Genomic DNA, 12,747 nt, shown 5'->3' with positions numbered 1-12,747 from the left:
ATCCTCATGGGTCAGATCGTCTACGACGGTGAGGTGCTCGACCTGCGGGTCGACGACCGCGCGCTCACGCACCTGCAGATCGTCATCGTGAACATGCTGCGGCGCGACCACCGCTTCGTGTTCTCGTGGAAGGACGACGTGCTCCACGGCGACGGGCGCAGCTCCGTCTGGCTGCACCCGAACGTCAGCCTGCGGTTCACCTTCGCGGGCAGCCGGGTGCCCGCGATCAACCGCAGCTGGCTCGAGGAGCTCTACGCGGCGGCGACCTCCGGTGCCGGGCTCGTGCTCGTGCCCGAGCCACCGGACACGAGCACCGCGGCGGACTCCGCGTGGTCCCGGGCGGTCGTCCCGGGGGCGGCGGAGTCCGCGTCCGCCGGCGACACGGAGTAGCACAGCGGCGGAGCCGGGTCAACGGGTTCCGGCCGTCGCAGGCGCCTCCGTAGGGTACGGGTGCCGCGGGACGCACAGTCCCCACGGCCGGCGTCAGGGAGCCGGCCGGCTGCGACCGCGGACGGAGGGAACCGCATGTCCGCGACGGAGGACACGGTCGACGACCGCGCCGGGACGGTCGTCGAGGTGGAGCGTCGACACGAGATCTGGATCAGGGGTCTCCTGGTCGAGCCGGACGGGTGCGCGCTGTACTCGGACTTCTTCGTCGTGCGGGATGCGGAGTCGGTCGCCGTCACCGGGTGACCGTCCCTCGGGTGCCCCGGCCGTCGGTCCCTCGGCGGCCGGGGCACGCCTCGGCGGCGGCGCCGCTCAGTACACGTCGCGGACGTAGCGCTTCGCGCGCCGCAGGTCCGCCAGGTACGCCTGCGCGTCGTCGTCCCCGCGGCCCCGACCGGTCGCGATGACCTCCAGGAGCGCCTGCTCGACGTCCTTCGCCATGCGCGAGGCATCGCCGCACACGTACACGTGCGCCCCGTCCTCGAGCCACCGGAAGAGCTCCGCCGCCTGCTCGCGCATCCGCGTCTGCACGTAGACCTTCTCGGCCTGGTCGCGCGAGAACGCCAGGTCGAGCCGGGTGAGCACGCCCGACGCCTGCATCGCGGTGAGCTCGTCCTCGTACACGAAGTCGGTCTCGCGGTGCTGGTCGCCGAAGAACAGCCAGTTCCGCCCGGTCGCACCGGCCGCTGCCCGCTCGTGCAGGAACCCGCGGAACGGGGCGATGCCGGTGCCGGGGCCGATCATCACCATCGGGGCGTCGCCGTCGGCGGGGACCCCGAACGCGGCGTTCGGCTGGAGGTACACGTCGACCTCACCGTCGGCCTGCACCCGGTCGGCCAGGTACGTCGACGCGACGCCGGCGTGGGACCGGTGCGCGTCGCCGTAGCGGACGGACGCGATCGTCAGGTGGATGCGGTCCGGGTGCGCCAGCGGGCTCGACGAGATCGAGTACTGCCGCGCCTGCAGCCCGCGGAGGTTCGGGAGCAGCTCCTCCATCGACGGCGCCGCGGTACCGGCGTCCCGGAGCAGGTCGAGGACGTCGCGGCCCCAGAGCCACCGGTCGAGCTCGTGCTTGTCCCCGTGCGACACGACCGCCGCGAGCTCCGACGCCGGTGCGCGCTGCACGAGGTCGGCCACGAGGTCCTTCGACGGCGTCCGGATCTCACGCTCGGTGCGCAGGACCTCGGCGAGCGGCCGTCCGTCGAACACGGCGGCCCCGTCGGCCCCGAGGTGCTCGAGCAGCTGGCCGACGAGCGCGGGGTCGTTGTGCGGTACCACCGCGAGGGCGTCGCCGGCGCGGTACTCGATGCCCGAGGTGCCGAGGTCGAACTCGACGTGCCGGATCTCCTTCGCGCTGCGCGGCGAGGAGAGCAGCCGGTTCACGACGAGCGGGGCTCGGTACGGGTTGCGCTTGTTCCACTGCGATCCCGGCCGGGAGGCGCGGCCCGCCTCCGACGCGCCCGCTGCGGCGGACGACGTGGTCGCGGCTGCGGCGGGGCCGTCCGCCCCGGGCTGCGCTCCGGCCTCGGCCGCCAGCCGGTCGAGGACCGACGCGCTCCAGAGCGCCGCGGGGTCCTCGAAGTCGACGTCGCAGTCGACGCGGTCGTGGATGCGGGTCGCGCCGAGCTGCTCGAACCGCAGGTCGAGGAGCTTCCCGGCCTGGCAGAACTCGTCGTAGCTCGTGTCGCCGAGCCCGAGCACCGCGTACTGCAGCCCCTCGAGCCGGGGGACCGTCGAGGCCTGGACCGCGTCCCAGAACAGGCCGGCGTTGTCGGGCATCTCGCCCTCGCCGTACGTCGAGGTGACGACGAGCACGTGCGACATGCCGGCGAGCTGCTCCGGCGTCACGGCGTCGAGCGGTGTCGCCCGTCCGCCGAGCCCGCGCGCCTTCGCGCCGGCGACGAGCTCGTCGGCGAGGAACTCGGCGTTGCCGGTCTGCGTCCCGAAGAGCACGTCCACCGTCGTGGTCGGGGCACCGCCGGTGGCACGCTTGCCCGCGGCCGCGATGCCGGCGATGAACCCGGCGAGCCACGACTCCTGCGCTGCCGAGAACGGGGCGTCGACCGGGATCAGCTGCCCGGTGGGGGGAAGCGTGCTCATGCCGACACCGCCTCGACGGGGGCCTGCGGGGCGCGGGCGGCGATGTCCTCGAGCGCCGCGGTCGCGAGCAGCTCGTCGAAGCGGGCGGCGCGGACACGGCCGGCGTTCTTGGCGTTCTGGTGCATGATCCACCCCGTGGTACCGGGCATGTCCGCGCTGCGGTTGTTCCGCTGTGCGAGGGCACGCTTGGCGTCGTCGAGCCGCTTGACGGCGATGAGGGTCGCGAGCTCGTCGTCGGCGAACCGGTCGAACGTGCCGCGGAGGTACTTCACGACGCGCTGCTTCACCTGGAAGTCCTCGGTCAGGACGAGGTTCCGCACCGCCTCGGTCACCCGGGGGTCGCTCGGCGCGGCACCGGGCACACGTTCCTGCGCGACGTCCTGCGCCACCCCGAGCACCGTGTACGACGACAGCAGCGAGAACGTGTCCTCGCCCTGGTCACCCAGCGCCGGAGCGCGGCCGTCGAGCACCGTCCGCTGGTCGCGGTAGTCCACCTTGAACGCCCGGAGCTTGTCCGTCGCCACCGAGGTCGCGAGCTCGTCGAGGAGCTCGTTCCGCGTCGCGGCGGCGAGGATCTCGTCGGCGTCCTGGCTGAGCAGGAGCGCGCGCGGCATCCCGACGAACACGTGCTCGCGAGTGGTCGCCCAGTCCGCGAGCAGCCGCTCGGCGAGGGCGGACCCGGTGGCCTCGAGGTGCCACTCGAGCAGCAGCTTCGCCGCGGCCTCGTGGAACGCACCGCGCTCGGTCTCCGTGACGGGGAAGACGAGGAGCGAGTCGGTGCTCGCGCGCTCGGCCACCGCTCCCGACGGGTCGTACTGGTACAGGAACCCGCCGGACATGCCGTTGCCGAGGCCCTTGCCGTAGCCGCCGAGGTTGAGCACGGCGCCGCCGGTCATGTACTCGCAGCCGAAGTCGCCGAGGCCCTCCACCACCGCCGTCGCGCCCGAGTTCCGGACGGCGAACCGGTCGCCGGCCTCGCCCTCGACGAACGTGCGTCCGCCGGTGGCGCCGAACAGCGCGAAGTTGCCGACGAGGACGTTGCCGCCGCGCTCGGCGCTCCCGCCGCCCGGGGCACGGACGACGATGCGTCCGCCGGACTGGCTCTTGCCGACACCGTCGTTCGCCGTGCCGGTGTGCTCGAGCGTCGTGCCGTCGTTCGTGAAGACGCCGTACGACTGCCCGGCAGCGCCGTGGGTGCGGACCGTCACCGCGCCGTCGACCAGGCGACGGCGACCGCGGTCGTCGGTGGTGACCGCCGGGTGGCCCGACAGGTCGACGTCCCGCAGCTCGTGGTTGAGGAGGCGCTCGACGTCGATCCCGAGCTGCCCGCCGACCGACTTGTCGGCGTTGCCCAGGCCGATGCCGTCCACGGTCAGGGCGTGCTCGTGCCCGTCGACGAGCGCGGCCCGCACCTGGTCGATCAGGGCGTCGTCGGTGCGGTAGTCCTTCTCGAGGTACTCGGGGTCGGTGACGACCTTCTCGGGCACCTGCGCGAGCAGGTTCCGCACGTCCAGCCGGCCGACGGACGCCGGGTGGTCGAGGAGCTGCAGCAGGTCGGTGCGACCCCGGGCCTCGCGGAGGGACTGCAGGCCGAGTCGCGCGAGGATCTGCCGGACGTCGTGCGCGATGTTGAGCAGGTACTGCGCGAGCGCTCGGGGGTCGCCCTCGAAGGCCTCGGCGTTCGTGGTCAGGCCCGCCGGGCACTTCACGTTGCAGTTCTTCGCCATCACGCAGCCGAGCATCATGAGCGCGGTCGTGCCGAACTCGAACGAGTCCCCGCCGAGCAGCGCACTCGTGACGACGTCCGAGCCGGTCTGGTGCGCACCGGAGCAGCGGAGCGTGACCTTCTGGCGCAGGCCGTTCGCGACGAGGGCCTGGTGCACCTCGGCCACACCGATCTCCGCGGAGCGTCCGGCGTACTTCAGGCTCGTGACGGCCGCGGCGCCGGTGCCGCCGGTGTTGCCCGCGACGTTGATGACGTCCGCGCCGGCCTTCGCGACGCCGACCGCGATCGTGCCGATGCCCTCGGAGGACACGAGCTTCACGACCACGCGGACCCGGGCGGCCTTGCAGTCGTGGATGAGCTGCGCGAGGTCCTCGATCGAGTACGTGTCGTGGTGCGGCGGCGGCGAGATGAGCTCGACGCCGGGCGTTCCACCCCGGGCCGCGGCGATGTCCACCGTGACCTTGGGTGCGGGGAGCTGCCCGCCCTCGCCGGGCTTCGCGCCCTGGCCGATCTTGATCTCGAGCTCCTCGAGCATCGGGTCGGCCAGGTAGCCCGCCCAGATGCCGAACCGACCCGAGGCGAACTGCTTGATGCGCGAGCCGCGGATCGTGCCGTAGCGGGAGTGGTGCTCGCCGCCCTCGCCCGAGTTCGACATGCCGCCGACCATGTTCGTGCCGTGGGCGACGGCCTCGTGCGCGGTCGCGACGAGGGCGCCGTGGCTCATCGCACCGGACGCCAGGGTCCGGGTGATCTCGTGCGCGGGTTGGACCTCGGCCACGTCGACGCTCGCCGGTGCCTGCTGCAGCAGGCCGAGCAGGTCGGCGGCCGCACCGGTGGCGCGCAGCGTCACCCGGTCGTCGGCGACGACGTCGACGTCGACCGTGCCGGGGTGCAGCAGGGCGAGCCCGTCCGCGAGGGCCCGGTGGCGCAGTGCGCCCGTGGGCCCCGTCGAGGTGAGCCGCAGGGTGAAGCGGGTCGTGCCTCCCGGCAGGGCGTCCTCCGAGGAAGACCGCGAGCCGGACAGCCCGCGCACCGTGATGCTCGCGTTCCCGGTGGTCGAGAAGCGGCCGAGCTCGCGCGCGAAGTCCGGCGCCTCGTCGATGCCGGTGACGTCCGCGGGCAGGGCGAGCACGTCGCGCAGGGCCGCCGGGCGGCGGGAACGCTCGTCGTGCGTGGTCTGCAGGAACGTGACGTAGCCCGGCGTGATGCGGTGCGCGTCGATCTCGGCGTCGCTCAGCCGGTCGTAGCCGGTGTTCCGGTACGCCGTGTCCGAGATGCCGAACGAGTCGTCGAGCTGCCGGAGCGTGAGCAGCCGCAGCGCGTCGGAGTCACCGGAGCGCTCGAAGGCCGGGCGCTCCTCGGTCATGCCGCCGAAGCCGCGGACGCTCGCGACGCCGAACGAGTGTCCGGCGCCGTCCGACCGCTCCTTGAACAGGCCGAGCAGGGGGACCTGGCCCTCGGTGGCGACCGAGCGCGCGCGCTCGTGCCACTCGGTGGACGCCTGGGCGATGCGGGCGAAGCCGACACCGCCGACCGGAGCGGCCATGTGCGGGAAGACCCGGGCGAACAGGTCGTCGCCGGTGTCGAGGTAGTTCGGCTCGAAGAACTCGCCGCCGATGTAGCTCTCGGCGGTGCACAGGCCGACGCGGCCCATCGTCTTCGCCAGCGCCTTCTCGGCCGCCTTGCGGAAGCGCTCGAGGGCGGCATCCGTCTCGGTGAGCTCGCCGGCGGGTGCGGGGGCGGCGGGGTACTTCTCCTCCGCGCGGAGCCGGGCGGACAGGCTGTACACGGCCGAGGCCCCGAAGCCCAGGGCGGTGGCCACGTGGTGCGAGGACGGCAGCTGGCCGGACTCGGCGACCACGGACACGCGCAGGCGCAGACCGGTCTCGATGAGCCGCTGGTTGACGGCGGCGACGGCGAGGATCACGGGGAGGGGTGCGTGCGTCGACGACACCGAGCGGTCGGTCAGGACCGCGATCCCGCCCTGGCGCTCGGCGAAGGCCACGACGGCACCGGCGAGCCGTTCGGTCGCGGTACGGACGGCGTCCGCGTTCGCCTGCTCGTCGTCGACGACCGGCACGTAGAGCATGTCGAACCGTTCGAGCGGCACGATCGTCTGGTCGCGCAGGCGGACCATGTCGAGGTGCCCGAGGACGGGGGAGTCCACGACGATCTGCCGGCTCGACGTGCCGGACGCGCTGCCCGTACCGTCCGGCTTGCTGCCGAGGGCGACCCGCATCGACATGCCGTCGGCCTCGCGGATCGAGTCGAGCGGCGGGTTCGTCACCTGGGCGAAGCGCTGCGAGAAGTACTTCGCCATGCCGCCCTCGGTGTCGCTCAGCGCGTTGATGGCGTTGCCGTAGCCCATCGCCGAGATGCGCTCCGAGCCGGTGGCGAGCATCGGGTCGAGCATGAACCGGAAGCTCTCCTGGTTCAGCGAGTACGCCACGTAGCGGCCCGCGAGCGACAGGTCGCCGTCGTAGCCGAGCGTGCTGGTGCCGCGGTCGTAGGCCGGCGCCGGCAGGTCGTCGAGGTGCACGCGGGCGGCGTCGAGCAGCGTCCCGTAGTCGCGACGGGCGGCGAGCATCCGCAGGACCTCGTCCGTGCGCATCACCGACCGGGTGCGGTGGTCGACGACGAGCATGCCGCCGGCCTCGATGCGACCGCGGTGCACGACCTCGTCGGCCGGGAACGTCACCTGGCCGGACTCGGACGCCACCATGAGGTACTCGTCCGTCTGCACGGTCCGCAGGGGACGGAGCCCCAGTCGGTCGAGCCGTGCGCCGACGACGTCGCCGTCGCTGAAGATCACCGCGGCCGGGCCGTCGTTCTTCTCCTCGTACAGCGAGAAGTACTCGAGCATGTCCCGGACGTCGGCCGTCAGGGTGCGGTCGTTCTCCCACGCCGGCGGCATGAGCGTGACGACGGCCTCGACGATCTCGAGCCCGTCGTCGAACACGCGGCTCTGCAGGGTCTGGTCGAGCCGGCTCGAGTCCGACTGTCCGGGAGGCCGGACGATGCTGCGGGTGCGGGCGGCGGCGAGTGCCTCGTCCGACAGCCGGTTCTTCCGGTCGGTGTTGAGCTCACCGTTGTGCGCCATCAACCGGAACGGCTGCGCCATGGTCGGGTGCGGCTCGGTGTTCGTCGAGAACCGCGTGTGGAAGTAGAGCGTGCGCACCGAGTGCCGCGGGTCCGTGAGGTCGCGGAAGTACGAGATCACCTCGCCCGAGTTCAGCCGGCCCTTGAGGATCTGCGTGCGGGCACTGAGCGACAGCGGGTAGAGCGCGGCGTGCGGGGCACGGGCCTCGGCCGCCTGCGTGTAGGACACGCGCTCGACGGCGAGCAGGGCGCGGTTCGCCGCGGCGTCGACGTCGGTGCGGGACCACCCCTCGGGCGCGCGGAACACCCACTGCACGATCGGCAGCTGGTACTGCTCGGCCTCGGGACGGGCGACCGAGTGGTCGACGGGGACGTCGCGGACGAGCAGCAGCGTGAAGCCCTCGTGCTCGATCGCGTCGGTCACGGTCTGCACGGCGGCGGCACGCTCGTCGGGGTCGGCCGGCACGAAGCAGTTCGCGACGCCGAAGTGCCCGGCGACGAGCTCCTCGCCGGTGATCGCGCTGAAGAACTCCACCGACAGGTCGATGCTCACGCCGGCGCCGTCACCGACGCCCTCGGCGGACTTGCCGCCCCGGTGCGGGATCGAGCAGAGCGCTTCGTCACCGCGGACGATGACGTCGTGGGTCGGCACCCCGTCGAGGCGGGTGATGAAGCCGACGCCGCAGTCGCTCGACTCGCGGGCAGGGTCGTACAGACCGAAGGGGGAGGGGTTCACGTGCGGGTCCAGTGGGGCTCAGCCGGCAGCGGACGGCCAGGGCTGCATCGGTGGAGCGCTCGCCGCGGGCGGACCGGTGGTGGCGGTCGTGGCCCTGTGTGGGGGTGGTGCGGTGAGCCGATGCTACGGCTTGGTATACCGCGGGTGCAACAGACCGGCCGGACGGGAGGCGCGGGGCGGTCCGGCCACGCGCCTCCCGTCCGGTGTGCGGCCGGTTCCGGTGCCGGTGCCGGTGCCGGTGCCGTTCTGCTCCCGCGGTTCTGTCTGCTTGCGCACAACCGGAAGCACCTCGCGCCACGGGATCCCGTGGCGCGACGTGCTTCCGGTTGTGCCGCGAGCGCCGTGCCGCGAGCGCCGCGCCGCGAGCTTCGCGGCGCGCCGCCTGCTGCGGCGGCTCAGGCCGCCGGCTCGTCGACCCGCCGGGTCGCCGCCGCGGCGGTCGCCGTCGTCGCGATCGGGCCGGCAGCGTCGGCGACGGCTGCCGTGGGGCCGCCGGGGCGCACGAGCACGGGACGCCGCCTCGTGCGGAACACCCACGCCTTGAAGAGGACGAAGCGCACCAGGGTCGCGACGAGGTTCGCGCCGGTGAGCACCAGGACCTCGGCGCCGTGCGACGCCCCGGGCACGGTCGTGTGCAGCAGGACGAGCGACCCGGCGGTGATCGCCCAGGCGATGCCGAACACGACGAGTCCCTGCACGTGGTGGACGCCGGCCCCCGCCCGCCCTCGGACTCCGAAGGTGAAGCGGCGGTTCAGTGCGGTGTTGCCGATCGCCGTGATGAGCAGCGCGAGGAAGTCCGCCGTCTGCGCTCCGATCGCGGGCCGGAACAGTGCGTAGAGCAGCGCGAAGGCGACCGTGGACAGCACGCCGATGGTCCCGAAGCGCATGAGCTGACCGATGATCCCCACGTGCGGGGTCGTGAAGGGCTGCCGGCCGATGGCGTCGTACACCGGGTCGATCGGGATGCGCCCGGTCGCGAGCCCGCGGGAAACGCGCCACATGCCCTTGAGGTCCTCGGCTGCGGTCGACGCGATGTGCACCGAGGAGTCCACGTCGTCGACCCAGTCGACCGGGACCTCGTGGACGCGCAGCCCCGCGTGCTCGGCGAGCACCAGGAGCTCGGTGTCGAAGAACCACGCGTCGTCCTCGCAGAGGGGCAGCAGGTGGTCGGCGGCCTGGCGGGTGATCGCCTTGAACCCGCACTGGGCGTCGGAGAACGACACGCCCATCGTGCTGCGGAGGAGCAGGTTGTACGAGCGGGAGATGAACTCGCGCTTGCCGCCGCGCACGACCCGGGAGGACCCCGCGAGCCGCGTGCCGATCGCCACGTCGGAGTGGCCGGAGAGCAGCGGTGCGACGAGCGGTTCGAGCGCCGCGAGGTCGGTCGACAGGTCCTCGTCCACGTAGACGAGCACGGCGGCCGGGGACGCTGCCCAGACCGCCTTGAGGGCGCGGCCGCGACCCTTGAGCGGCAGGTGGACGGCGTGCACCTCGGGCAGCATCGCGGCGAGGTCGTCGGCGATGCGCCCGGTGTCGTCGGTCGAGGCGTTGTCGGCGATCGTGATGCGCCAGGTGTGCGGCAACGACGTCCGGCAGAAGTGGTGCAGACGTCGGACGTGGGCGGCGAGCGTGCCCTGCTCGTCGTGGCAGGGCACGACGATGTCGATGTCGAGCGCGGTGCTGCTGTCGAGCGGGGTGCTGCTGTCGTTGGGGGTGGCTGCTTCCGTCATGCCGCCCAGGCTCGGCAGCGCGTCGATGCGGACCGCAGCAGCACCCTGTGGTGCCCCTAAGAAGCGGTCGGAGGGCTCAGCCGGTGACGCCGAGCACGATCTGCACGATCGCGACGACGGCGAGCGCCGCGATCGGCACGCCCGCGATCCAGAGCCCCGCGCGCGTCTGCGTCCGCCGGATCGTCGGCATCGCGTGCGAGGTCTGCGCGAAGCGGGTCGCGGCGACGAGCTCGGGGGCGGCGGCCGGCGGCTCGGGTTCGGGCTGGGGTCGGTCGTCCTCGAACGCGGGGACCTCGACGACCAGGTCCTCGGGTCGGGCACGCTCCGGCAGGCGGGTGAACCGCTGGTCCGTCCCGCGCGGGTCACCGTCCCGCAGGTCGCCGCTGCGGAGGTCGCCGTCCCGCAGGTCGCCGTGTCGCTGGTCCATCGCGTTCCCCTTCCGCCGGTGCCCGCAGCGTACCCGTGGCAGACGAGGAAGCGGGAGCGGGTACGCGTGACGATCCTGGTTCGCGGTCCGCGGGGATCGTGCACCGGGATCGTCAGGCGTCGGATCGGTCGCCGACCTCCGGCAGGTCGACCGTGAACGCGGTCCGTCCCGGCTCCGACACGACCCGGACGCTCCCACCGTGTGCGGTCACGACCGCGCGGACGATCGCCAGTCCGAGGCCGCTCGTCCCGTGCTCCCGCGAGCGGGACGACGAGCCCCGGGTGAAGCGGTCGAACAGCACCGGCAGGACCTCGGCGTCGATCGGGGGTCCGTCGTTCGCCACGACCAGCCGTGCGAGCCCACCCGTCGCGGCCTCGTCGCCCCCGGTGCGCGGGACCCGTTGCAGCGACACCACGACGGTCGTCCCCGCCGGGGTGTGCGTCCGCGCGTTCGCGAGCAGGTTCGTGACGGCGCGCCGCAGCTGCCCCGGGTCGCCGGACACCGTCAGCGGGCGGTCGTCGGCGAGCTGCAGCATCCACCGGTGGTCGGGTGCGGTGGCTCGTGCGTCCATCACGGCCTCGACCACCGTGGCGGTGAGGTCGACCTCCTCGTGCACCGTCCCGGGCCGGGCGGCGAGGGCGGCGGCGTCGGGCGCCGGGCCGTCGGGCGCCGGGCCGTCGGGCGCCGCGCCGTCGGGCGCCGCGCCGTCGTGTGTCGCTGCGTCGGGTGCCGCGCCGTCGTGTGTCGCGGCGTCGAGCCGGGCGAGCAGCAGGAGCTCCTCGACCAGGTCGCCCATCCGCACCGCCTCGCGGCCGATCCGTTCGGCGTTCCGCTGCAGCGCTGCGACGTCCTGCGAACCGGCCGACAGCTCGGCGTAGGCGCGGACGGTCGCGATCGGCGTGCGCAGCTCGTGCGAGGCGTCGGCGACGAAGGTGCGCATGCCCCGCTCGGCGTCCCGTCGGACGGTCAGTGCGCGGCCGACGTGGCCGAGCAGCCGGTTGAGCGCGGTGCCGACCTGTCCGACCTCGCGGCTGACCACGAGGTCCGCGGAGGGCACCCGGGCGGCGATGTCGGCGTCTCCGCGTTCGAGGTCCAGCGCGGTGACGCTCGACGCGACGGAGGCGACCCGCTCGAGCGGACGCAGCGATCGTCGGACGGCCAGGGTCAGCGCCCACGCCGCGACGAGGAGTGCGAGCAGCGTGGTGCTCCCGATGACGACGACGAGTCGGACGACCGACGCGCGCAGGTCCCCGAGGGGCAGCGCCGTCACGAAGACGTCGCCGCCGCGGGTGACCGCCTGCGCCCGGTACGCCCCGAGCGACCCCAGCGAGACCGTCGTGGGGGTCGCATCCGGTGCGACGTCCGCGAGCACGGTCTCCTGCGCTCGGCTGAGACCGTGCTGCGCACCGGCACCGTCCGTGTACCCGGCGAGCACGGCGTCACCGTCGCGCAGGACCGCCACGACGGTGTCGGCCGCCTGTCCCGGCGCCCCGATGAACCGGTTGTCCGGGTCCTGCTGACCGCCGGAGGACTCCGGGGGCGGTCCGGACGGCGGCTGCCCGCCCGGGGTCCGGCCCGCCGCCGTCGCCAGCTCCGCGTCGAGCCGTCCGACCAGGTACTCGCGGTACGCGATCACGGTCACCGCGCCGACGACGACGTTCGTCGCGACGAGCAGCAGCGCCACGGCTCCGACGATCCGCCAGCGCAGCGACGGGGTGCGCACCGGTCGGGAGGCACGCCCCGCCCCGTCGGGACGGCTCACGGCGTCGGCCGCAGCACGTAGCCGGCGCCCCGGACCGTCTGCAGCATCGGCTCGCGTCCGGCGTCGAGCTTCCGCCGCAGGTACGAGACGTACATGTCGACGAGGTTCGACGACGTGCCGAAGTCCATGCCCCACACGCTCGCCAGGATCTGCTCGCGGGACAGCACCCGGTTCGCGTTCCGGGCGAGGTGGCGGAGGAGCTCGTACTCGGTCGGCGTGAGCTCGATCGGCTCGCCGTCGCGCAGCACCGAGCGGTCCTCCTCGTCGAGCCGGAGGTCGCCGACCACGACCGCGGACGACCCCGGTGCCGCGACCACCTGCGGTGCGGTCCGGGCCAGGATGCGGGCACGGACGAGCAGCTCGTCGATGCCGAAGGGCTTCGTCAGGTAGTCGTCGCCGCCGCCGGTGAGTCCGGCGAGCCGGTCCTCGGGGGCGTCCCGGGCGGTGAGGAACAGCACCCGCACGGGGTCCCGGGCGTCCCGGAGCCGCTCGAGCACCTCGAAGCCGTCGATGTCCGGCAGCATCACGTCGAGCACGACCACGTCGGGCAGGAACTCCCGCGCCGCGAAGAGCACGTCCCGTCCGCGGTGCACCGCCCGCACGGCCCAGCCGTCGCCCTCGAACGCGAGGGCGACGGCATCGGCCAAGGCGTGCTCGTCGTCGACGACGAGGACCCGGACGGGGCTGCCGTCGGTGCGTCGGAGTGGTCGGTCCGCCATG

8 protein-coding genes are annotated in these 12,747 nt (G+C 73.4%); 2 read left to right on the top strand and 6 right to left on the bottom strand.

Annotated features, from left to right (window positions below; genetic code table 11):
* The first annotated feature begins 6 nt into the window (after positions 1-6).
* Together NI26_RS12840 and NI26_RS16945 are read left to right on the top strand one after the other, a co-directional pair.
* Complete coding sequence (locus tag NI26_RS12840) at positions 7-390, top strand: DUF7882 family protein (RefSeq protein ID WP_066656011.1); 384 nt, start codon at positions 7-9, stop codon at positions 388-390.
* 135 nt (positions 391-525) lie between these two features.
* A complete protein-coding gene (locus NI26_RS16945; RefSeq protein ID WP_158407765.1) occupies positions 526-693 on the top strand; it encodes a hypothetical protein in 168 nt (55 codons plus the stop codon).
* A 66-nt stretch (positions 694-759) separates the two neighbouring features.
* Here NI26_RS16945 and NI26_RS12835 read toward each other — a convergent pair whose 3' ends face one another.
* From NI26_RS12835 to NI26_RS12810, 6 genes are all read right to left on the bottom strand, one after another.
* Positions 760-2,547 carry a sulfite reductase subunit alpha gene (locus NI26_RS12835; protein ID WP_066656008.1) on the bottom strand — a complete coding sequence of 596 codons (1,788 nt, stop codon included), beginning with the start codon at positions 2,545-2,547 and terminating at the stop codon, positions 760-762.
* On the bottom strand, positions 2,544-8,108 hold the full coding sequence (locus tag NI26_RS12830) for a glutamate synthase-related protein (protein ID WP_081985045.1): 5,565 nt from the start codon (positions 8,106-8,108) through the stop codon (positions 2,544-2,546). Before NI26_RS12830 ends, NI26_RS12835 begins: the two co-directional genes overlap by 4 nt.
* A gap of 395 nt (positions 8,109-8,503) precedes the next feature.
* On the bottom strand, positions 8,504-9,838 hold the full coding sequence (locus NI26_RS12825; protein WP_081985044.1) for a glycosyltransferase: 1,335 nt from the start codon (positions 9,836-9,838) through the stop codon (positions 8,504-8,506).
* A 76-nt stretch (positions 9,839-9,914) separates the two neighbouring features.
* On the bottom strand, positions 9,915-10,265 hold the full coding sequence (locus NI26_RS12820) for a hypothetical protein (protein WP_066656002.1): 351 nt from the start codon (positions 10,263-10,265) through the stop codon (positions 9,915-9,917).
* 112 nt (positions 10,266-10,377) lie between these two features.
* A complete protein-coding gene (locus tag NI26_RS12815) occupies positions 10,378-12,027 on the bottom strand; it encodes a sensor histidine kinase (RefSeq protein ID WP_081985042.1) in 1,650 nt (549 codons plus the stop codon).
* Positions 12,024-12,746, bottom strand: coding sequence for a response regulator transcription factor (locus tag NI26_RS12810; protein ID WP_066655996.1), 723 nt, complete (start codon positions 12,744-12,746; stop codon positions 12,024-12,026). The genes NI26_RS12815 and NI26_RS12810 overlap by 4 nt, the downstream gene beginning before the upstream one ends.
* Position 12,747 lies beyond the last annotated feature (1 nt).

Origin of the sequence: Curtobacterium sp. MR_MD2014 (assembly GCF_000772085.1) — a bacterium.
Taxonomy (GTDB): Bacteria; Actinomycetota; Actinomycetes; order Actinomycetales; family Microbacteriaceae; genus Curtobacterium.
The sequence above is the reverse complement of the archived record's forward strand: the minus strand, read 5'-3'. Positions and strand labels throughout refer to the sequence as shown.